The organism is Lichenihabitans sp. PAMC28606 (assembly GCF_020616535.1).
GTDB classification, from domain to species: domain Bacteria; phylum Pseudomonadota; class Alphaproteobacteria; order Rhizobiales; family Beijerinckiaceae; genus Lichenihabitans; species Lichenihabitans psoromatis.
The window spans coordinates 3,630,246-3,651,129 of record NZ_CP085136.1 but is presented as its reverse complement, the minus strand read 5'-3'; the positions used below and the strand labels follow the sequence as shown (position 1 = coordinate 3,651,129).

Here is a 20,884-nt window from a genome sequence, read left to right as displayed (position 1 = left end):
CATGAGCCGCGATGTTGAGGGAACGACAGTGATGGCGCGTGCGATAGCCGTGAAGGCGCAGCATGAGTTTGGGGCCGCCATGCCGGCCGATACGGTGGTGTTGGATTTTGCCGACCGAAACCGACCCGGACTGAAGACGAGCGGCGTGCGCGGCCTCGCGATTGAATTTGACCTTCCGGAGGCCATCATGCTGCGCGGCGGCGATGCCCTCGTGCTTGATGACGGACGCCTTGTGGACGTCGTCGCCGCACCGGAACAGCTCATCGAACTTCGCAGTCGCACGCCGGGCGATCTCGTTCGGGCCGCCTTGCAGATCGGCAGTCGGCATCTTGCGGCGCAGGTGCTGCCGAACGGGATCCGCCTCCGCCCCGATGCCGCCATCGAGACGGTGCTGGCGGCGCTCGGGGTCAAGATCACGTCGATCGAGACGTCGTTCGATCCCGAGGGCGGCGCCTATGCGGCGTCGGCTCACGACCATGATCATCACGACCACGATCATCACGGGCATGACCACGCAGGTCACGGACACGAGGCGCACGGCCATAAGGCTGACGACCACAAGCACCACGACCACGATCACGGCGGTCATGATCACGATCATCATCATCCACACGACTGAAGCGCGGGTCGCATTCGGCGACGTCGCTCCGCGCTGAAGCACCACCAGCCCAACGTCTCAGCGAGCCCTTGCTACAGCTTGCCACGCGAACGTCTCTGGAACCGTTCAAAACCCGAAGCGTTCGCGACATAAGTCGGCACGCTGCATGAGCGCGCCGATCTTAGCCGTAACAGATGACCGGTTGGGGGTGGCTCGGTGAGGACCGATCCGCGCCGCCACCGGAAACGACGGGCAGCGTGAGCATGAGCAAAGATCCGGATACCGGCGAACCCGTCACGATCAAGCCGTATGAGGCGCCATCCGGGGGGTGGGGATCGGTCAAGTCGCTCGTCGACATCCTGCCTCGCGAAGGCTCGCTGTTGCGGAGCGGCACCGCCCTGCTGCTGCAGAATAAGCCGAATGGCTTCGTTTGCCCGAGTTGCGCCTGGGCCAAGCCCGAAAAGCCCAACACGTTCGAGTTTTGCGAGAACGGCGCGAAGGCGACCGCCTGGGAGATGACGCCGAAGACGGTCACGCCGGCCTTCTTCCGGCAGCATACGGTCAGCGAGTTGCTGACGTGGCCGGACTATAACCTCGAAGAAGCCGGTCGCCTCACGCATCCGATGCGCTACGACCCCGAAACCGACCGCTATCGACCCGTGTCGTGGGGCGATGCTTTCGCCGAAATTGGACGTGAACTGCGCGCCTGCGATCCGAAAGCGGTCGTGCTGTATCTCTCCGGCCGCGCCTCGCTCGAAGCGTCCTACATGTACGCTCTGTTCGGCCGCCTGATGGGCACCAACAATTTCCCGGATAGTTCGAACATGTGCCACGAGAGCACGTCGGTCGCGCTTCCGGCCAGCATCGGCTCACCGGTCGGCACCGTCGATCTCGAGGATTTCGAGAAGACCGATTGCATCATGTTCTTCGGTCAAAATGTGGGGACCAGCAGCCCGCGCATGCTGCACCAATTGCAGGATGCCCGGAAGCGCGGCGTGCCGATCATCACCTTCAACCCGCTGAAAGAACGTGGGCTGCTCACCTTCACCAATCCGCAATCGCCAACCGAGATGCTCAGCGGCGAATCCACCCGCATCAGCACGCAATATCATCAGGTCAAAGCCGGCGGCGATCTCGCGGCCGTCATGGGCCTGTGCAAAGCCATCGTGGCGGCAGACGATGCGGCCATCGCTTCGGGTGATCCGCGCATTTTGGACGTCGATTTCATCGCGACCCACACGCATGGCTTCGAGGACTTCGCGGCCGAGACGCGGCGTCATGACTGGGCCGACCTCGAGCGGCAGTCCGGCCTCACGCGGAAGAACCTGGAGGCAGCAGCCGCCGTCTACATGCGCTCGTCTGCCGTGATGAGCGTCTATGGCATGGGACTGACGCAACATCGGACCGGCGTCGAAAACTGCCAGATGCTCGTCAACCTCCTGCTGTTGCGGGGGAACATCGGCAAGGCCGGGGCCGGCATCTGCCCCGTGCGCGGCCATTCCAACGTCCAAGGCCAGCGCACCGTCGGCATCACCGAAAAGCCTGAACTCGTCCCGATGGATAAGCTGCGCGAGCTGTATAAATTCGAGCCCCCGCACGACAAGGGTCTCAACACCGTGGAGGCCTGCGAGAGCATTCTCAAGGGCGACGTCAAAGCGTTCATCGGGCTTGGCGGCAACTTCATCCGCGCCGTTCCTGAGACAGACGCGATCGAAGCGGCGTGGAGCCGCATTCGGCTGAGTGTGCAGATCTCGACCAAGCTGAACCGGGCCCACCTGATCCGGGGCGAGGTCTCTTACATTCTTCCGTGTCTCGCCCGAACCGACATCGACTTGCAGAAAACTGGCAAACAGGCGGTCGCGATCGAGGACAGTACAGCCTTCATCCATGGCTCTCGGGGCGTCCGCACCCCGGTGTCCAAGGATCTCCTGTCCGAGCCGCGTATCGTTGCGGAAATGGCCAAGGCGACGCTGCCACCCAATCCCCACATCGATTGGGATGCCTGGTGCGACGACTATTCGCTTGTTCGCGACAAGATCGAGGCGACCTACCCCGAGCAGTTCAAAGACTTCAACGCGCGGATGTTCAAGCCCGGCGGTTTCCCGCGTCCGGTGCCGGCGCGTAATCGGGTCTGGAAGACAAAGACCGGCAAAGCCAATTTTATCGTCCCGCGTGGTCTCGACGAAAACCCGGACATGCCGTCCGACAGCATCGATGTGTTGCGGTTGATGACGCTTCGCAGCAACGACCAGTTCAATACGACGATCTATGGATACGACGATCGTTTTCGCGGCGTGAAGGGAACGCGCAAGATCGTGTTCATGAACCAGCATGACATCGATCGCCTCGCCCTCAAGGACGGCGATATCGTGACGCTCACGACGGTCGCGGCCGATATGAAGCGCGAAGTGTCCGGCCTTCGGATCATCGCCTATGACATCCCGGAAGGCTGCTGCGGCGGCTACTACCCCGAATGCAACCCGTTGATCCCGCTCTGGCACCATGCCGAGCACAGCAAGGTACCGGCTGCAAAATCGATTCCGGTCACGATCTCGTTGAGCGTGTAACACCGCTATCGGCTGCGCGATGGAACGTGACAAGGCCGCGAGGTTGGTCTAAGCACGAGGCCATGGCGCAGTTTTTGTCCTCAACCTGGTTTTATGGCTATCCGAGGCCACAGGCGGAGGTAGGGGTGCGCGTGCTTTAGACAAAAGCCAAAACCACCATCCCAAACAGCCGCCAGACCATTTGGCGGCTTTTTTTATGCCCGCCGGATGCCTCACCCAACAGGATCCCGGCCATGCTTCCCTCGCCCGACGATACCCGCATTCGTTCCATTCAGGCGCTCTCGACCCCCGCCGAGGTGATGCGCGAATTTCCCCGCACGCCTGCCGCAACCGCAACGGTGTTGCGGACCCGCGACGCTCTGCATGACATTCTGCACGGTCGCGATGACCGCCTCGCCGTGATCGTCGGTCCCTGCTCGATCCACGATCCTCATGCGGCGCTCGATTATGCGGCCCGGCTCAACGACGAACAGCAGCGCTTTGACGATCGGCTCGTTCTGGTCATGCGGGTCTATTTCGAGAAGCCGCGCACCACCGTCGGCTGGAAGGGACTGATCAACGATCCCGATCTCGACGGCAGCTTCAATGTCGAGAAGGGGCTCAGGCTCGCCCGAAGCCTGCTGGTCGATATCAACAGCATGGGGCTGGCGGCCGGTTGCGAGTTTCTCGATATGACGACACCGCAATATCTGGCCGATCTCGTCGGTTGGGGCGCGATCGGCGCCCGCACGACCGAGAGCCAGGTCCACCGGGAGCTGAGCTCGGGCTTGTCATGCCCGGTCGGGTTCAAGAATGGCACGGATGGGAATGTCCGCATCGCGCTCGACGCGATGCGCGCAGCCGCCGACCCGCACCATTTTCTGGCGGTCACGAAGGATGGACGCGCGGCCGTCGCGGCCACGACTGGCAATCCGGATTGCCACATCATCCTGCGCGGCGGGCGCGGACCGAATTTCGATGCCGCGAGCGTCGCGGCCGCAGCACAGGTCGCGGCGCAATGCGGCTTGCCGGTCCGCATCATGATCGACGCGAGCCATGCCAACAGCGCCAAGAAACCCGAGAACCAACCACTCGTGATCGCCGATGTGGCGGCACAAATCGCGTCGGGCGATCGGCGCATCATGGGCGCCATGGTCGAAAGCCATCTCGTCGCCGGTCGGCAGGAGCTCGTGCCCGGTCAACCGCTCGTCTACGGCCAGAGCATCACGGACGGCTGTATCGACTGGACCACAACGGTGAGGGTTCTCGACGATCTAGCCGATGGGGTGACCCGCCGTCGTCAAAACGCGCGGCCTCAGTCGGTCATGACCAGCGCCCAGAACGTCTTATAACGCGTCCCCGGCGCGTTGGCGGCCGCAACCCCGATGCGCCGCATCGGGGCATAAAGCAGGTTGGCGTTATGAGGCGCCGACCGCCGCCAACCGGCGAGCGCGGCCGATAGGCTGGCATAGCCGGCCGAGACATTCTCGACCGAGGCTCCGCGCGAGCGTCCGAAGACCGCAAGCCGGGTCGGCAGGGACCCTGCCACCGTATGGCTGAGCTGATTGGCCGAGGCCATCGCATCGGCCTGTGCCTGAGCGACGCGTTGCAGAGCCGTGTCGGTGCCGACGCTCGTGAGCCCATGCTGCCGTCGATAGTCGGAGACGAGCGTACTCGCTGCCGCCTGATCGACCGGCAGGACGGCGGTCGACCCATGCTCGATAGACCCGAGCGAGGGCAGCACGCCACTCGAACACCCCGCCAGAAGGCCGACCGTCGCACTCAACAGCGCGAGGCGGCTGACCCTCATCACGTTCAAACGCAGGATCTCACTTCAGGAACACGTAGATGTCGACCTCGAGGGAATTGTCGTCGGACGTCTTGACCTGATCGAGATATTCCTCGGCAAACATGTTTTTTGCCTCGAGACCCTTCTCGTCGAGATAGGCCGTGATGGCCTCGTAGGTCGAATCGATGTCGTCATAGGAGCCGCGATGCTGGAACCGCATCGCCTTGCCGGACGGCGTTTCACCGATCGACACGGTCGGGCTCAGCTCGGTCTTGCCCTCCGGCGCTTTGTCGATCGGGATCATGGCCGAGAATTTGAACCCCGAATCATCCGTTTCGGTGAAGACGGCGAGCGGGCGTCCCGCGCCGGTGATCTTGTTCTGGGCCAAAGTCGCGTTGAGGGTTGCGAAAGCCTCGGTGATCGATTTGAAGCCCTCGTCCCATGTGGCTTTGCCGGAGATCACCACGGCGGGCCGTGCCGGTAACGTCATGGTTTGGCTGATGGACGTGTCGGGCGGGGTCTTGTCGGGGGAGGTCGCCTCCGTCTTGGGTGCAGGCGACGCTGGCGCGGCCGTTGTGGGTGAAACAGGGGCCGCGGCTGCCGGAGGCGCGACCGGCGTCGAGGCTGTAGGAGCGACAGGCGGCGTCACGGCTGGCGTCGCGGGTGCCTGAGCTTGAGCAGGCGGCGCGGAGGTCGTGTCCTGGCTTGCGGGCGCTGGCGTCGCGACCGACTGCGCCAGGGCAGGAGCGATCGGCGTCGCCGCCAGGATCAGGGACGTGAGCAGCCGAGCAGCCTGCAGTGTTGTCGTCTTACCCATGAACCGCCTCATATGAACGTCCCATCCCACCGCCGGACCGGCTTGCGCCGCAATCTACCGAAGAAGCCTTGCGTCGCACAATGGCGCCGAGCGAAACGAGATCCGTACGAAGCCTTTTGAACGCTGCGGCTTTTGGGTCTATGTCCGCACCATATCCGTTCGGACCAGGACTTCAGAATCATGACCGACACCAGCCACAACGCGAACCGCATCGAAAAAGACTCGCTCGGCGAGGTCCAAGTCCCGGCCGATCATCTCTGGGGGGCGCAGACACAGCGCTCGCTCACTTATTTTCCGATTGGCGTCGAGCGCTTCCAGTGGCGGCGTCCTGTCGTCCGCGCGCTCGGCATCCTGAAGAAATGCGCCGCACTCGCCAATCTCGACCTCGGGCAATTGCCGGACTCAAAGGTCAAGCTGATCGTCCAGGCCGCTCAGGAGGTGATCGATGGTCGCTGGGACGCGGAATTCCCGCTCGTCGTATTTCAAACGGGTTCAGGCACGCAAACCAATATGAACGCCAATGAAGTGATCGCCAACCGCGCGATCGCGATCGCGGGTGGGGTGCTCGGCTCCAAGACGCCGATCCATCCGAACGACGACGTGAATCACGGCCAGTCCTCGAACGACGCCTTCCCGACTGTGATGCATATCGCCGCCGTCGAAGAGATCGAGCGCGACCTGATCCCCGCCGTGACGGCGCTGCGTGAGACACTGGCCGGCAAGGCCGCTGAATTTGCCGACGTCGTCATGGTTGGTCGAACCCATCTGCAAGATGCGACGCCTCTCACCTTGCAGCAGGTCATGTCGGGCTGGGTGTCGCAACTTGATGACGCCATCGAGGGCGTGCGTCGCACCCTGCCCGGCCTCTATGCCCTGGCGATCGGCGGCACCGCAGTCGGCACCGGCCTCAACGCGCATCCCAAGTTCGGCGATGCCGCAGCCGCCAAGATCGCGACGGAGACCGGCCAACCCTTCTGTTCCGCGCCCAACAAATTTGCGGCCCTCTCGGCGCACGACGCGGTGGTGGCCGCAAGCGCCACGCTCCGCACGCTCGCCGGGGCCTGTATGAAGATCGCCAACGACGTTCGGTGGTACGCCTGCGGACCGCGCGCCGGCTTCAACGAATTGACGATCCCCGAGAATGAGCCCGGCTCGTCGATCATGCCGGGCAAGATCAACCCGACCCAATGCGAAGCCCTCACGATGGTGGCCGTGCAGGTGTTTGGCAACGATCATGCGGTGGCATTCGCGGGCTCGCAGGGCAATTTCCAGCTCAACGTGTTCAAGCCGGTGATGCTGCACAACCTGCTCGAATCGATCATGCTGCTATCCGACGCCTGCCGCGCCTTCGACGAGCATTGCGCGCGGGGCATCGAGCCGAACCGCAAGAAGATTGCCAGCAACCTCGAAAACTCGCTGATGCTCGTGACGGCACTCAACCCGCATATCGGTTACGAGAAGGCCGCCAAAATCTCGATGCTGGCCTATAAGGAGGATATCAGCCTTCGCGAGGCGGCGCTGACGCTCGGTTTCGTGACGGACGCGCAATTCGACGAGTGGGTGAAGCCGCAAGAGATGACCGAAGCTCGGCTCTGAGCCGAGCCGGTGCCTCTCACTTGCGTCGCGACTTGGTCACGCGCGCCGGTTATCGAGCCGAAACTGCTTTGGAGCCTGAGGGTGTGCCATGTCTTGGGAGGGAGCCTCGATCCGGCGCGGCCTGATCTCCGTGGTTTTGCTGCTGACACTGGCGACGAGCGCACGAGCGCACGAGCGGCCGAACGGATCAAGCTGCCGTTATTCGGCGTCAGCCTGGTTCTACCGGAGGGCTGGAGCGGCAAGGTCCCTCCTGCGCCGGACGACCGATCAACAAAGGCACGTCTTTCGCCGTGTAGGGCGGGTTCCGACGCTCGTCACGGGATGGCGCAAAGACCCTCGCAACGGCAGCGATCAGACCGGAGCGTTGTTCTGAAAGCTAGCCACAGGATCGGACGATAGCGGCGGCGCAACGCCCTCCTGCGATCCGACCTTCTGCGTCATCAGCAGCATCTCGGACGCCAGAGTCTTGATCGTCTCGCGAAGCGCCGCAAGATCATCGACGCGGTCTGACAAAGGAGCGATGTCTTCCAGCTTGGCGTCGCGCTCCTGCTCGAGCGCTTGCACCCGCCTCTTCGCCTCGACCAGCGCGTCCTGCACAATCGCAAGCTCGTGACTTTGGTTGGCCAATCGGGACGCAAGCTCAGCCATCTGCGCGGCTTGAGCCGCGAACCGCCGCTCACCGTCGAGGGCGCTGGTGCGCGCGATGTCGAGATCGGCGTGAAGCTCGTCGCGCTTGCCGCTTAGCATCGCGATCTCGGCCCGCGCGGCACCGAGATCGAGCGTCACGGCTGCAATCTGGGTTCGCGCATCACTGAACTGCCGGGCCGCTGTAACATTTTTGGCCATCAAAGCTCTCATGCGGAGATCATGTCCCGTGCCGCGCATCTCGAGCCCCTCGATAATGCCGCGCTGCTGGTCGATCAGCGCCTCAGCGGCCGCCAACCGCGCCTCGATGCCCCGGAGGATCGCGAGACGCCGTTCGCCGACGCCCAGCGCATCATGGAGCATCTGCATTTCAAGCCCAAGCGTCGCGCGTGCCTCGTGAGCATCGAGGGTCGTCGTAACTAGATTTCGCTGCAGGACCTCGGCCCGCGCCAACACGCGCGCATGCTCCTCGTTCAGCGTCTTCAACTGGACCGAGAACCGACCGGCTTCGCTCATCGCCTTGGCCTTGTCGCCGACCAGACGTTCAATCCGCTGCTCGAGCCGACGCGAGGTGACAGCGTGAGCGGCTCTAATCTGGTCGCGATCGGCCGCAATCTCATCCATCGAGAGCGGCACCAGCATCTGCAGCCGCCGTGTCGCCAAGCGAACCGCGCGACGCGACACGATGGGCAGCATCAGCAAAGACAACAAGCTGGCGATCAGAAAGCCAAGCGCGAAGATCATCGCCTGTTCGATCACGCCCGATTTAACCTCACGCCTCGCCAAGCCGCAACGCCCGAGACCGTGGACCGGTCTTGGGTCGAGCCGTCTTCATGGCACGCGACGGCGACGGCTAGAAGGGGTTCCACGTCGATTGCGTCGTGAACTTCAAATAGGAGAGATTGATGCCGAGCCGTGCGCCGACGCCGGAGCGGATCGGGACGACGACGATGTTCTGGTCCGTCAGAGCCGTAAAGCCGAAACCGCCGACGAAATAAGCCGATCCATCAAGGCCAGGAAATCGGCGAAAAATCGCACGCGTCGCTGGCAGATTATAAACCAGCATCATCGTGCGATCGCCATCGCCGCCGACATCGAACCCGATGGAGGGACCCTGCCAGTAAACTCGCTGGTCGCCGGCATTGCGGGTATACATGACACCTTCGCCGTAGCGAACGCCGCCGATGAAGGCGCCTGACGCCTCCTGCCCCAAGATATAGCCGTTCGGCTGACCCCAGCGACGGCCGGCTTCCTCGACCGCTTGTGCCAAGCCTCGCGACACGGATCCAAAAAACTTATGGCCGCTCTCGACCAATTCACCGGTTGAAAAACGCTGCGGGCGCTCGTCGCCTTGATAGGCGAAGGCCGGCCCCAGGCCTGCACTCATCAGCACCGAGGCCGAACCGATCATCACCTCACGCCGCGACAATCCAACCATGTTGGTCTCCAAAGGCACAGCTTACATCGATCCAGACTGGCGAGAACGCTCTTGGGACGTGAACATGTCGGCGACATGGCAACGTCAAAGCTAAAAACCGGCGTTCCGAGCGATGATGTGCCGTCTTGGTTAATGGATCACAACGAATCCATCGGTTGCGATCGATCAAGGCGCGTCGGCGAGCCGATCCTGCTCTTCGCGCTCACCCGCGATCGGATCGCCCCAAGCCACGAAACCGCCGTTGCGATAATCCTCGCCAGTCTTCCCATAAAGGAGCGGACCGCCAGCGAGCGACAGAACCACGCCGCCCGCGGCGCGCAGCACCGCATCACCCGCCGCGGTATCCCATTCCATCGTCGGCCCGAAACGCGGGTAGAGGTCGGCATCGCCTTCCGCAATGGCGCAGAATTTCAGCGACGATCCCGCTTCCCGCCGCTCGCGAACCGGAAGGTTAGCCAAGAACGCTTCGGTCGGCGCATCCGAATGCGAACGGCTGGCAAGGGCCACATAGGCCCCGTTCGGCGCCGTGCGTGCGTGGATCGACCGCCGCTCCGTGGCATCGGCCAATCTCTGGCCTGGCTCGACGCGACAGACCGTGGCGACGCCCCCGGCAGCTGACCAGAGGCGTTTCAAGACCGGCGCATAAACGACGCCGACAACCGGGCGACCTGCTTCGATCAAGGCGATATTGACCGTAAACTCGCCGCTTCCGCCTATGAATTCCTTTGTGCCGTCGACGGGATCGACCAGGATAAACTGACCGTCGAGGGCCGGCTTGGACCCCCGCGCCGCTGCCTCTTCGGCCAGCACCGGAATGCCCGGCGCGCAATGTTTCAGCCCCGCCAGGATCACGACCTCGGCCTGTTCGTCTGCCTCGCTCACGGGGCTCTGATCCGCTTTCAGGTGAAACGCGCATCCCCGTGTCGTGTAGACCCGCATGATCGCAACGGCGGCATCGAGCGCCAATTGAGCGAAATCATCAGCCAATCTGACGCGATCGATCGCGCCGGGAGGGTCGGTCTCAAGGCTGGCATCGTCGGAGAGGCCCGCCTCTCTAGGAGGATATGTCACTGAGATGTCATACCTTGTCCGCGCTTCATGGCATCAGACGCCCGGGAAACGCTTCTACGGACCGTCGCCCCCCTGCGTTAAGGGCGGATCGGCTTTCAAACCGACAACGGTTACGCTATCAAAAAGTCGCCTCGGTCGCAAACCTTTGATTCGGCGATGCTCCGGCGCAACCGGGTATCGACGCTCTGATGGTGTGGGCCCGTTAGCACGGCCGCCCTGGGCGGCGGTTGTATCTTGCGGCGCATTGGCGCCAGATCCGGGACCCGCCATGACGACCTTCGCGCTCGACGCTCTGGACCTCGCGGCCCTGCTTTGCTCCCGCGTTTGCCACGACGTGATTAGCCCGGTCGGCGCTATCGTCAACGGCCTTGAGGTGCTCGAAGACGATAACGACGCAGACACACGCGTTTTCGCGCTCGACCTCATCAAAAAGAGCGCCAACACCGCCTCGGCCAAACTTCAATTCTGCCGGCTGGCTTTCGGCGCGGCTGGTTCCGCCGGAGCCTCGATCGACACGGGCGACGCCGAAAGTGTGACGCGTGGCCTCTTCGGCGACGACAAGGTCAAGCTCGACTGGACCGCACCGCGCGTGCTGATGCCCAAGAACAAAGTCAAACTGATCCTGAATCTCTGCGTGATCGCGGCCGGCACCATCCCTCGTGGCGGCGTCGTCACGGTCTCGACCTCCGGCCCCAGCGAGGCCCCGGACATCCGGCTCGTCGCACGCGGCGTTAATCCGCGGGTCAATCATGCGCTGGCGGGTCTGCTCGCCGGCAAGCCGGAGAATGATACGATCGACGCTCACGCGATCCAGCCGTTTTTCACCGGGCTGGTGGCTCGGCAGATCGATTATGAGATCAGCATCGGCACGCTGGACGACGTCGTGCTGATCGAAGCCAAGCCGGTTGCGGCCCCGGTGCATGCCGATACGGTCCCCGGCGCAGCGACGTCGATCGAGCGGGACCCAAACGACGTATTCGATCTCTAGAGGCTCGTCACCGCGCGGCACTTTCAGTCGCGGTTAAGCGTCGGCCGTCATACTGCTCTCCGAACGAACGACGGGCCCGGTCGCTGCGGAGATTCTTATGGTTCAGGCGCTCGTGGTCGACGATTCGGCAGTGATCCGCAAAGTCGCTTGCCGGATTTTCCAAGATCTCCGGTTCGACACGCTCGAAGCCGCGGACGGCCAGCAGGCTCTCGGCGCGTGTCTGGCGCGTATGCCGGACGTGATTCTGCTCGACTGGAACATGCCCGTCATGGATGGCTTCGCTTTCGCGCGGAAACTCCGGACGCTTCCCGGTGGCCTCGCACCAAAGCTCGTGCTTTGTACGACGGAAAACGACGTGGCACATATCGAGCGCGCGCTCCAGGCTGGCGTCGACGATTATGTAATGAAGCCGTTCGATGGCGAGATCCTGCGCGCCAAGGTCGTCGCTCTCGGTTTGCTGTGAATGTAAGAAAGCGTCACGATCCGCAACGCAAAACGCCAGGCACGAGGCCTGGCGCTTGAACATATTCTTGGCGGCGTCGCAGCCGTCAGGCGGTGATGCGATCTTCCGCTTCATTCGGCTCGCGCAGCACATAACCGCGACCCCAAACCGTCTCGATGAAGTTGCGGCCGTGGCTCGCGTTGGCGAGCTTCTTGCGAAGCTTGCAGATGAAGACGTCGATGATCTTCAATTCCGGCTCGTCCATGCCGCCGTAAAGATGATTGAGGAACATTTCCTTGGTCAGCGTCGTGCCCTTGCGGAGCGAGAGCAGCTCCAGCATCTGATATTCCTTGCCGGTCAGATGCACGCGCGAGCCGGAGACCTCGACCGTCTTCTGATCGAGATTGACGATCAGATCGCCCGTGGTGATGACCGACTGGGCGTGCCCCTTGGAGCGGCGCACGATGGCATGGATGCGGGCCACGAGCTCGTCCTTGTGGAACGGCTTGGTCAGGTAATCGTCGGCCCCGAAACCAAGACCCTTCACCTTATCCTCGATGCCGGCGAGACCGGACAGAATCAGGATCGGCGTTTTAACCTTGGCGACCCGCAATGTGCGCAGGACTTCATAGCCCGACATGTCGGGCAGGTTCAGGTCGAGCAGGATGATGTCGTAATCATAGAGCTTGCCGAGATCGATCCCCTCTTCGCCGAGGTCGGTCGTGTACACGTTGAAGTTCTCGGATTTCAGCATCAGCTCGATGCTTTGGGCCGTAGCGCCGTCGTCTTCGATCAATAGAACGCGCATATGAGATCCCCACCCTAGCCTCGATTGACCTGGCTGCGACGCCGTCCCCGAGAGGCAGGCTCGCGGACGTTGCTGGGCGAAAAGGCCGTCGCCAATACTTGGCAGTAAGTTAAAGGTAACCGGGAATGGTTAACGAAATTTATCCGTTCGCCTTGTTCCACCGTCTTATTAAGGGATCGGGCTAAGCATTTTATCTTTCTGAGGAAATTTGACCATAAGCACTGCAGGACCTTAACGACGCGCTCATTCAAAGCGACAACGAGCCTGTCGCTTAGAATGACCGATATCGGCCGATCACAATGAGACTCGAACTTCGTGCATCCGACGGTCGGGACAGCGACTCACATCAACGCGATGCATTAACCTGCTTTTAGATCGGAGAGTAAGGAAGGTGCAACTAACATGCGCGATAGTTCCACCGTCTCGCGGATTGTCGCCGCCCAGCCGCTCCGCGGTTTGGGTCCACCCTCGCGTCGTTTGGAGTTACGCGTCATGAAGTCGCGGGATCACCTACTCAGATTGAAACGCTTTCAGGTCGAAGAGCGGCGCCGTCGCGTGGCGCAGATCGACTCCATGATTGCAGATTTCCATCGCATGGCAGCCGACCTTGATCGCGAAATCGCGACCGAAGAGCAGCGGTCGGGCATCACCGATCCGGCGCATTTCGCCTATCCGACCTATGCGCGGGCAGCGGTTGTTCGGCGTGACAATCTCAAGCGATCGGCCGATGAACTACGCGGCCAGATCGAGGAGGCGCGGTCGCATTATGAGACCGCCATGGATGAACTCAAGAAAGCCGAGAACATCGATAGTCGCGATAAGACGGAGCGTTTCAGCGAGCCGCCCCGCGCCGCCGACATGGACACCTACGCGATGGCTCGTCTGGCTCGCGCCTAGGGCTGCTGGCTCACGCGGGTGGCCGAACCGCGACGAGGAAAAGTCGCGGAAAAGCGAGTAACCGGCGGCCATCGGGCCGCGGCCGATAAGCCTCATCGATTCGGGCTTGATAGCGGGTCAGAAACGAGAGCCGGAGGTCGTCAGGAAGCGGATCGACGAACGGCCTGAGGCCGGTCGACCGCACCCAAGAGACGATCGCCGCCGCATCTGTCATCGGATGGTGATAGATGGTTCGCCACACATCCACCGTGTCGGCCTCGCCGCAGACGAGATCATAATAGGCCGTCAAAGGCAGGATCTTCACACGGCTGCTTGCGCCGTCCTCGAGATGTGCCGCGAACGGCGGTTCGGCCGCGACCTCGCGCATCGAGCGGTGAGACGGCTCATCCCGGTTGTCCGGCATCTGCACCGCAAGGACGCCGCCGGGCGCCAAGGCCGCGAACAGGCGCCGGACGAGCGTCGCGTGATCCCCGAGCCATTGCAGCGAGGCATTGGCGTAGATCAGATCGGGCGGCGTCACAGGTGACCATGTCTCGATATCGGCCAGTTCGAAACGGCACGCTGGAAGCCGTGACCGGGCCTCATTCAGCATTGCGGCCGAGGTATCGATGCCGAGAATGTCGGCGCCCGCAAAGCGGCGGGCCAGCAACTCGGTCGAATTGCCTGGGCCGCAGCCAAGGTCGACGATCCTGTGGAACGTGCCGTCGACGCGCGCAAGCAAATCTCGTGCGGGTCGGGTTCTCTCGTCCTCGAATTGACGATAGAGGGCGGGGTTCCAGTCATTCATGGGATATCGCCTCCAGCGCCTTCGCCTGGGACACCATTCCCCAGGCTCTCCGTCGCGACCGTCGTATCGCGATCAGGCAGCACGTCCTCTCGATCGCGCCCGATCATTCTCTAGTCGAACAGCGCGTCACCCTGCTCGTCGATAATTTTCTGGCCTTTGCTCAACGCCAGTTCGGTCACGTCCTCGACCATCGTGCTTCGATCGGCCCGGACGAAGCGGTAGGACCTCATGGTCCCCCCGATCTCTTTCTCGATGATGCCGGCGGTTTGATACTGCCCTTCGCTCTTGAATGGAACGGCGCGGATCACGAAGCCCTTGTGTTCGATCTGACCCGTCGTCTTGTCAGGCGCGGGAGGAACGGTCGCCTTCGGGACGCCGCCACCAAACAGAGATTTCAGGAACGACATGGCCGACCCTCCTCAAGGGTTGAGTCGAGGCGCGTCTGCGGGGTCGGCCGTCGCTTGACCGGATCCCACGTGCTCATTCGTGCTCACTCGCTGGTTTAAACCGAGCTGCCGCATACTGTCCATCATGGAGGTGCCACGCGGGATCACCAGCCAATCGCCGGGTGCGCCGGCCCGCAGCGCCACCACCGCACCCTTGGGGCATAAGTCGAGGCACTCGACTTCGACGACACCGGTTCGGCGGCGCCGCGACTTTTGCTTCCGGCCGCCGACGTCCTGCTGTGCAGCCGACAGCGCTTCGCTCAAGGCCGTTCCGAAAGCCTGCTTCTGTTTAGGCCCGAAGCCGCCATCGAGCTTCTTCGAGCATTTTCGACAGACCAGAACGACGTCGGTCCATGCCGAATCCACCGACTTGATGGGCTTCGACCCGTGTGACGCGCTCAATTGTCGAGGAAGCTCCGCAGCTTACGCGATCGGCTCGGATGCTTCAGCTTCCGCAGCGCCTTGGCCTCGATCTGCCGAATGCGCTCGCGCGTTACGGAAAACTGCTGGCCGACTTCTTCGAGTGTGTGATCGGTGTTCATGCCGATCCCGAACCGCATGCGAAGCACGCGCTCCTCACGCGGTGTGAGGGACGCCAGAACGCGAGTCGTCGTTTCACGGAGATTCGATTGGATCGCCGCATCGATCGGCAGGATCGCATTCTTATCCTCGATGAAATCACCAAGATGCGAATCCTCCTCATCGCCGATCGGCGTCTCGAGGCTGATCGGCTCCTTGGCGATCTTCAACACCTTCCGCACTTTTTCGAGCGGCATGGCGAGCTTTTCGGCCAATTCCTCCGGCGTCGGCTCACGGCCGATCTCGTTCAACATCTGGCGCGATGTGCGAACGATCTTGTTGATCGTCTCGATCATATGGACCGGGATGCGGATCGTGCGGGCCTGATCGGCGATCGACCGGGTGATGGCCTGCCGGATCCACCATGTCGCGTAAGTGGAGAACTTATAACCGCGGCGATATTCGAATTTATCGACCGCCTTCATCAGACCGATGTTGCCTTCCTGAATCAAATCCAGAAATTGCAGTCCGCGATTGGTGTATTTCTTGGCGATCGAGATCACGAGACGAAGGTTGGCCTCGACCATCTCTTTTTTGGCCTGACGGGCTTCGCGTTCGCCCTTCTGGACCATATGCACGATCTTGCGGAATTCCTGAATCTCCAGGCCCGTCTCGCTCGACAAAGCATGGATTTCACCCCGGAGATCGTGGATCCCGTCCTTCTCGCGCGCCACGAACTCTTTCCAGCCGCGGCTGCCGAGCTTGGACACGCGCAGCACCCACTTCGGGTCGAGTTCGGAATTTTGATAGTTGCGAAGAAAGTCATCGCGGGCCACGCCGGAGCTTTCGGCAAGGCGCATCAGGCGCAGCTCGTGTCCGATGAGCTTCTTGTTGATGTCATAGAGTTGCTCGACCAGCGCATCGATGCGGTTCTGGTTCAACGACAACGATTTGACGTCGGCCACAACGGCCTTCTTCAACTCGCGATATTTGCGCTCTTGGGCGGGTGACAGCGACTCTCCGCCGAGCCGATTCTCGATATCCTGATCCTGCAGCCGACGAAGCTTCTTATAGGCGTCGGCAATGCGATCAAACGTTTCAAGAACCTTGGGCTTCAGTTCGGATTCCATCGCCGAAAGCGACACGGAATTTTCCATGTCGTCCTCGTCGTCGAACGAGTCTTCCTGAATCGGCATTCCGCCATCAAGGCCGGGTGGCGGATTACGCGGCGCCGTCGCGGGCGCCGCAGCAGCGCGTGCCGCCACGAGTTCGGCCGCGTCCGGCGCCGTCATGTCGATTTTCGGCGTGTTCTTACCGTCCGGCCCCGCGTAGGTTGCTTCAAGATCGATAATCTCGCGCAACAGCACCTTCGCGTCATTCAATTCGTCGCGCCAGATGATAATGGCCTGGAAGGTCAGCGGGCTCTCGCACAGGCCAGCGATCATGGCTTCTCGACCGGCCTCGATCCGCTTGGCGATGGCGATTTCGCCCTCGCGCGACAAGAGTTCGACCGACCCCATCTCGCGCAAATACATGCGGACCGGGTCATCGGTCCGGTCGGTCGGCTCGCTGGTGCGGGTCGCAACGGCGGTCGGACGCGCCGCCTCGACGACTTCCCCGCCCTCGGCCTCTTCCTCTTCGCCGGCTGCGGCCTCCTCCGGCTTCTCACCCGCTTCGTCGGCCTCTTCGCTCTCGACGACGCTGATCCCCATCTCGCTCAACATGGCGTAGATGTCCTCGATCTGGTCGGAGGTCACTTCCTCGGACGGCAGAACGGCATTTAATTCGTCGTGGGTCACGAAGCCTCGCCGCTTGGCGAGCTTGATCATTCGCTTGACGGCGGCATCCGACAAATCCAGCAGGGGGCTATCGGTCGCAGCTTCTGTCGCCGTTGCGTCGCCCTCGGTCTTGTCGTCGTCCTTTTTCGCCATTCTCAATCGCTCCATTCCCGTCGACCGCACCACGCCTCGGTCCGGTGAAACGACGGTGTCGTTCTAACGCACGACACGCAACTCAACCTAAGACGGCCCTGATCGTGATTAAACGGAAGGCATGAAGTCACCGTTAACCATGGCAATCGCCGCCACCGAAATCTAACATCTGCTAGACGTCTGTCGCTTCCCGACCCGAGGATGCGCCAAAGCCTTCGACGGACGCCTCGGTCCCCTCAAGAGCGGATAGACGCGCCTGAACATCCTGTAACGCGGCGAAATTTTGATCGCTCGCGTCACGGCCGAGCGCGTGCTCTGCCGCCTTAAGGTCCCTATGTAAGGTGCCGGCCTTCCGGTGCAAGGCCAAAGCTTGTCGCAAAACCTGATCGGCATCGACGTCGGCAGTTTCAGGCTTGAGACACCAATGCGGCAAACGTTCGGCAGCCGCCATGATTTTTTCGCGTAATCCACCATGCCCGTTGGCAATCAGCGCATCTCGGAGCGCGTCGTGGTCGCGCGGATGGTCTCCGAGACATTGCAACAGCCCATCCATGAGACGAGCCACATCGGCATTCGTGAATTCGGTGTGGGCCAGATCCTCGGCATGCCATTCGAGGAGCGCGGGGTGGTTGAGGATCAATGCCGCGATCAGGGTTTCGCGCGGCGGCATCACGGCCCGGGCGAGCGACGTCCCGGGATTGAGGTTGAGCGGCGACGCCACATAGCCTCGCAAGGGCTCCGGGCCGCCCCGCGGTCGGTTGGGCCGCCATGGCGCTCTCTTGTCGGCCGAGCCGCGCGTCCCGCCAGCACCGCGCCGGCCGGCATCGATGACCTGTCGCAAACGCGCCTGCAGTTCCGACCCGTAATGCCGACGCAGCGCCTCGTCCTTGATTTCATGCACGAGGTCGCCGAGCCGCCGCTCCAGCCCGGCGCGCCGCTCTGGCGTATCCAACACGAGATGGTCGGTTTCGCGGAGCCACAGCACATCCACCAGCGGCTTGGCTTGATCGAGCACGGTCTCGATCGCACCGGCGCCACCCGACCGGGCCAAATCATCGGGATCCTGCCCTTCGGGCAGAAAGGCAAAGCGCAGGCTACGGCCCGGCGCAATCAAGGGCAGCACCGTATCGACCGCCTTGAAAGCGGCACGGCGGCCGGCTGCATCGCCATCGAAACAGAGCAATGGTTCGGGCGCCATGCGCCACATCACTTCACATTGGTCCCCCGTCAGCGCGGTACCGAGGGGCGCGACGACATGAGGGACACCCGCCATCGTCATGGCGATGACATCGATATAGCCCTCGACCGCCACTACAGTGCCTTTGTCGGACGCGGGTTTTCGAGCGCGGTGGTGATTGTACAGAATGCCACCTTTGTGGAAGAGCGGCGTCTCCGGCGAGTTCAGATATTTGGCCGGCACATCCTTGTCGAGCGCCCGGCCGCCGAAGGCGATGACCCGGCCGTTCCGATCCTGGATCGGAAACATCACGCGATCGCGGAAGCGATCATACGGCACCGCGATCCCCTCGCCATGGACCAGCAGCCCGGCCTCGATCATGACATCTGCACCAACGCCCCGCGCGGCCAGATGATCGCGCAGGGCGAATTTTTCACGCAGCGAAAACCCGAGGCGGAACTCGGCCTGCACGTCGGAACCCAGGCCACGCTCCGTGAGATAGGTTCGTGCCCGGCCACCCTCGCGGCCCTGCAGCGCGCTTTGGAAATATTGCGCGGCCCACTCGCAGGCGTCGATCAATCCTGCTCGTTTACCCTCCTGCACCACATCGTCGGCGCTGCGGCTCGGCAAGGCGAGCCCCGCCTCCCCGGCCAGCCGCTCGACGGCTTCGGGGAAGCTCACGCCCTCGGTCGCCATCACGAAATCGAAGATGTTGCCGTTGCGCCCCGAGGAGAAATCAAACCAGGCCATCTTCTGGTCATTGACGTAGAAGGATGGCGTCTTCTCGGTGTTGAACGGCGACAAGCCACGCCATTCACGCCCTTGCTTTTTCAGCTTGACGCGGCGGCCGACCACGTCGGACACGGCGAGCCGGTTCCGCAATTCGTCGAGGAACGTGGGTGAAAAACGCATCCGGCTAAAATAGCAGGCCTGCCTGGATTCAGCGAGCGCGGGATGCGATCCCGATGCTGAATTCCCGCTCGCCTCCGCGCTCGCCTCAGCGACGGCTGGTCTCGACGGCACAGGACCCGTAAGACCTTGTCGGAGAGCGAGCCATCAACAAACCGCCAGCGGCAACGACCAACGCGAGTGACCCCAAGATGAAGAAGGCGATCGGTCATGTGGCAACGAGCGACGCGGAGTTGATGGGCGAACCGTTGATCGACGCCGAAGCCGACCCCCTCTCGCCCGAACCGATCCAAGCGTCCGGGTCACGGCTTCTGCTCGGCGCCAGCTTGGTCCTCATCGCTCTCAACCTGCGTCCCGTCTTTTCCAGCGTCGCGGCGCTCCTGCCGGAAATCACGCAATCGACCGGGTTGCGTCCGGGTGCGGCCAGCTTGATGACCACGCTTCCGGTCCTCTGCCTCGGCCTGTTCGCGCCCTTTGCGCCCGGGCTCGCGCGGCGTTTCGGTGCGGAGCGCACCATCATGATGCTGTTGCTCGTGCTCGGGATCGGCACCGCTCTCCGCGGGCTCGGGACGTTTCCGGCTTTGCTGGCCGGTGCGATTTTGGCGGGCGGCAGCATCGCGGTCGTCAACGTGTTGCTGCCGGGCCTCGTCAAACGCGATTTTCCCGACCGTCTCGCCCTGATGACGGGGCTTTTCACCATGTCGCTCAGCGCCGGTGCCGCGGCCGCCGCCGGGTTCACGGTGCCGCTCGAACACTGGCTCGGCAATGATTGGTCGGCGGCGCTCGCCATCTGGGCCGCGCCGGTCGGGCTCGTCTTGCTGCTCTGGGCGCCCCAGGCGTTGGCCGTCCGGCATGGGCCAGCGCGCACGAGCGTGCGAGGCCCCTCGCTCTGGCGCAGCGGCTTAGCCTGGCGCGTGACGCTGTTCATGGGGTTGCAATCGGCCCTCGCTTATTGCGTCTTCGGCTATCTCGCCCCGATCCTGCGCGAACGCGGCTTGAGCGGCACGACGGCTGGGCTCGTCGTGTCGTTCTCAGTCATCGTCCAGTGCATCGCCTGCATGCTCGCGCCGGTCATCGCGGTTCGCCAGCGCGATCAACGCGTCGTCAATGCGGCCTTCTTCGCCGTGGCGCTGCTTGGATTGCTGGCCTGCATGTTCGCGCCTCTCGGCGGCATCTGGCTCTGGGCGACCCTGCAGGGCTTCGGCCAAGGCGGGTTAATCGCTCTCGCCATGACCGCCATCGTGCTTCGCTCGCCTGACGCGCAGGTGGCGGCGCGCCTTTCGAGCATGGCGCAAAGTGTCGGGTATACGCTGGCCTCCCTCGGCCCGCTTCTGGTCGGTGTGCTGCGTGGAACCACCGGCTCCTACGCGGCCGCCGGATTTCTCTTCGTCGGCATCACGCTCGTCGGCATGTGGAGCGGCATTGGGGGCCGGCCGGGCAACGCAACTTTTGCCAGAGGGGTCTTGAAGGCTCTGCACCC

The 20,884-nt window shown here is 62.7% G+C and carries 18 protein-coding genes and 1 pseudogene; 8 read left to right on the top strand and 11 right to left on the bottom strand.

Annotation, left to right across the window (positions count from 1 at the left end; genetic code table 11):
- The first annotated feature begins 1 nt into the window (after position 1).
- From LGH83_RS17230 to LGH83_RS17220, 3 genes are all read left to right on the top strand, one after another.
- On the top strand, positions 2 to 619 hold the full coding sequence (locus LGH83_RS17230; protein ID WP_227399693.1) for an urease accessory protein UreE: 618 nt from the start codon (positions 2 to 4) through the stop codon (positions 617 to 619).
- 242 nt (positions 620 to 861) lie between these two features.
- On the top strand, positions 862 to 3,165 hold the full coding sequence (locus LGH83_RS17225) for an FdhF/YdeP family oxidoreductase (protein WP_227401899.1): 2,304 nt from the start codon (positions 862 to 864) through the stop codon (positions 3,163 to 3,165).
- A gap of 233 nt (positions 3,166 to 3,398) precedes the next feature.
- Positions 3,399 to 4,496 (top strand): 3-deoxy-7-phosphoheptulonate synthase, encoded by a 1,098-nt coding sequence (locus tag LGH83_RS17220; protein ID WP_227399692.1) that lies wholly within the window; start codon positions 3,399 to 3,401, stop codon positions 4,494 to 4,496.
- Here the strand turns inward: LGH83_RS17220 and LGH83_RS17215 are convergent.
- Together LGH83_RS17215 and LGH83_RS17210 are read right to left on the bottom strand one after the other, a co-directional pair.
- Positions 4,460 to 4,954 carry a CAP domain-containing protein gene (locus LGH83_RS17215; protein WP_227399691.1) on the bottom strand — a complete coding sequence of 165 codons (495 nt, stop codon included), beginning with the start codon at positions 4,952 to 4,954 and terminating at the stop codon, positions 4,460 to 4,462. The two genes, LGH83_RS17220 and LGH83_RS17215, sit on opposite strands and share 37 nt — an antisense overlap.
- A 19-nt stretch (positions 4,955 to 4,973) precedes the next feature.
- Entirely contained in the window at positions 4,974 to 5,750 is a 777-nt protein-coding gene (locus LGH83_RS17210; protein WP_227399690.1) for a GyrI-like domain-containing protein, read from the bottom strand.
- 180 nt (positions 5,751 to 5,930) lie between these two features.
- Here LGH83_RS17210 and fumC point away from each other — a divergent pair, with 180 nt between their 5' ends.
- On the top strand, positions 5,931 to 7,346 hold the full coding sequence (fumC, locus tag LGH83_RS17205) for a class II fumarate hydratase (protein WP_227399689.1): 1,416 nt from the start codon (positions 5,931 to 5,933) through the stop codon (positions 7,344 to 7,346).
- Between the two features lie 351 nt (positions 7,347 to 7,697).
- Here the strand turns inward: fumC and LGH83_RS17200 are convergent, their stop codons facing one another.
- The 3 genes from LGH83_RS17200 to cysQ form a co-directional block, all read right to left on the bottom strand.
- Positions 7,698 to 8,750, bottom strand: a complete 1,053-nt coding sequence (locus LGH83_RS17200; RefSeq protein ID WP_227399688.1) for a hypothetical protein — start codon at positions 8,748 to 8,750, stop codon at positions 7,698 to 7,700.
- 94 nt (positions 8,751 to 8,844) lie between these two features.
- A complete protein-coding gene (locus LGH83_RS17195) occupies positions 8,845 to 9,429 on the bottom strand; it encodes a DUF1134 domain-containing protein (protein ID WP_131114593.1) in 585 nt (194 codons plus the stop codon).
- A gap of 165 nt (positions 9,430 to 9,594) precedes the next feature.
- Positions 9,595 to 10,416: a 3'(2'),5'-bisphosphate nucleotidase CysQ gene (cysQ, locus tag LGH83_RS17190; RefSeq protein WP_227399687.1), complete on the bottom strand. Its 822-nt coding sequence runs from the start codon at positions 10,414 to 10,416 to the stop codon at positions 9,595 to 9,597.
- A gap of 352 nt (positions 10,417 to 10,768) precedes the next feature.
- Between cysQ and chpT the strand changes: the two genes are divergently transcribed.
- Together chpT and LGH83_RS17180 are read left to right on the top strand one after the other, a co-directional pair.
- Entirely contained in the window at positions 10,769 to 11,488 is a 720-nt protein-coding gene (gene chpT / locus LGH83_RS17185) for a histidine phosphotransferase ChpT (RefSeq protein WP_227399686.1), read from the top strand.
- Between the two features lie 97 nt (positions 11,489 to 11,585).
- Entirely contained in the window at positions 11,586 to 11,951 is a 366-nt protein-coding gene (locus tag LGH83_RS17180; RefSeq protein WP_227399685.1) for a response regulator, read from the top strand.
- An 85-nt stretch (positions 11,952 to 12,036) separates the two neighbouring features.
- On the opposite strand, the gene ctrA is transcribed toward LGH83_RS17180, so the two are convergent.
- The gene (gene ctrA / locus LGH83_RS17175) at positions 12,037 to 12,738 is read right to left on the bottom strand and encodes a response regulator transcription factor CtrA (RefSeq protein ID WP_131114590.1); all 702 of its coding nucleotides are present in this window, start codon (positions 12,736 to 12,738) and stop codon (positions 12,037 to 12,039) included.
- Between the two features lie 492 nt (positions 12,739 to 13,230).
- On the opposite strand from ctrA, the gene fliJ reads away from it, so the two are divergent.
- Positions 13,231 to 13,635, top strand: coding sequence for a flagellar export protein FliJ (gene fliJ, locus LGH83_RS17170; RefSeq protein ID WP_131196204.1), 405 nt, complete (start codon positions 13,231 to 13,233; stop codon positions 13,633 to 13,635).
- A gap of 10 nt (positions 13,636 to 13,645) precedes the next feature.
- Here the strand turns inward: fliJ and tam are convergent, their stop codons facing one another.
- The 5 genes from tam to dnaG all read right to left on the bottom strand — a co-directional run bounded on the left by tam (position 13,646) and on the right by dnaG (position 19,407).
- Positions 13,646 to 14,422 (bottom strand): trans-aconitate 2-methyltransferase, encoded by a 777-nt coding sequence (gene tam, locus LGH83_RS17165; protein WP_227399684.1) that lies wholly within the window; start codon positions 14,420 to 14,422, stop codon positions 13,646 to 13,648.
- Positions 14,423 to 14,532: 110 nt separating this feature from the next.
- The gene (locus tag LGH83_RS17160; RefSeq protein ID WP_227399683.1) at positions 14,533 to 14,829 is read right to left on the bottom strand and encodes an HlyU family transcriptional regulator; all 297 of its coding nucleotides are present in this window, start codon (positions 14,827 to 14,829) and stop codon (positions 14,533 to 14,535) included.
- 12 nt (positions 14,830 to 14,841) lie between these two features.
- Complete coding sequence (locus LGH83_RS17155) at positions 14,842 to 15,270, bottom strand: hypothetical protein (RefSeq protein WP_227399682.1); 429 nt, start codon at positions 15,268 to 15,270, stop codon at positions 14,842 to 14,844.
- Positions 15,267 to 17,318, bottom strand: coding sequence for an RNA polymerase sigma factor RpoD (gene rpoD, locus LGH83_RS17150; RefSeq protein ID WP_131196154.1), 2,052 nt, complete (start codon positions 17,316 to 17,318; stop codon positions 15,267 to 15,269). The genes LGH83_RS17155 and rpoD overlap by 4 nt, the downstream gene beginning before the upstream one ends.
- Positions 17,319 to 17,490: 172 nt before the next feature.
- Positions 17,491 to 19,407, bottom strand: coding sequence for a DNA primase (gene dnaG, locus LGH83_RS17145; protein ID WP_227399681.1), 1,917 nt, complete (start codon positions 19,405 to 19,407; stop codon positions 17,491 to 17,493).
- A 188-nt stretch (positions 19,408 to 19,595) separates the two neighbouring features.
- Here dnaG and LGH83_RS17140 point away from each other — a divergent pair.
- Positions 19,596 to 20,834, top strand: a pseudogene (locus tag LGH83_RS17140) (CynX/NimT family MFS transporter); the annotation flags it as partial.
- Positions 20,835 to 20,884 lie beyond the last annotated feature (50 nt).

Excerpts from the sequence above, each read along its gene's own strand:
- LGH83_RS17230 (WP_227399693.1), top strand. The coding sequence starts at position 2 with ATGAGCCGCGATGTTGAGGGAACGACAGTGATGGCGCGTGCGATAGCC.
- LGH83_RS17225 (WP_227401899.1), top strand. The coding sequence starts at position 862 with ATGAGCAAAGATCCGGATACCGGCGAACCCGTCACGATCAAGCCGTAT.
- LGH83_RS17220 (WP_227399692.1), top strand. The coding sequence starts at position 3,399 with ATGCTTCCCTCGCCCGACGATACCCGCATTCGTTCCATTCAGGCGCTC.
- LGH83_RS17215 (WP_227399691.1), bottom strand. The coding sequence starts at position 4,954 with ATGAGGGTCAGCCGCCTCGCGCTGTTGAGTGCGACGGTCGGCCTTCTG.
- LGH83_RS17210 (WP_227399690.1), bottom strand. The coding sequence starts at position 5,750 with ATGGGTAAGACGACAACACTGCAGGCTGCTCGGCTGCTCACGTCCCTG.
- fumC (WP_227399689.1), top strand. The coding sequence starts at position 5,931 with ATGACCGACACCAGCCACAACGCGAACCGCATCGAAAAAGACTCGCTC.
- LGH83_RS17195 (WP_131114593.1), bottom strand. The coding sequence starts at position 9,429 with ATGGTTGGATTGTCGCGGCGTGAGGTGATGATCGGTTCGGCCTCGGTG.
- chpT (WP_227399686.1), top strand. The coding sequence starts at position 10,769 with ATGACGACCTTCGCGCTCGACGCTCTGGACCTCGCGGCCCTGCTTTGC.
- LGH83_RS17180 (WP_227399685.1), top strand. The coding sequence starts at position 11,586 with ATGGTTCAGGCGCTCGTGGTCGACGATTCGGCAGTGATCCGCAAAGTC.
- ctrA (WP_131114590.1), bottom strand. The coding sequence starts at position 12,738 with ATGCGCGTTCTATTGATCGAAGACGACGGCGCTACGGCCCAAAGCATC.
- fliJ (WP_131196204.1), top strand. The coding sequence starts at position 13,231 with ATGAAGTCGCGGGATCACCTACTCAGATTGAAACGCTTTCAGGTCGAA.
- tam (WP_227399684.1), bottom strand. The coding sequence starts at position 14,422 with ATGAATGACTGGAACCCCGCCCTCTATCGTCAATTCGAGGACGAGAGA.
- LGH83_RS17160 (WP_227399683.1), bottom strand. The coding sequence starts at position 14,829 with ATGTCGTTCCTGAAATCTCTGTTTGGTGGCGGCGTCCCGAAGGCGACC.
- rpoD (WP_131196154.1), bottom strand. The coding sequence starts at position 17,318 with ATGGCGAAAAAGGACGACGACAAGACCGAGGGCGACGCAACGGCGACA.
- dnaG (WP_227399681.1), bottom strand. The coding sequence starts at position 19,407 with ATGCGTTTTTCACCCACGTTCCTCGACGAATTGCGGAACCGGCTCGCC.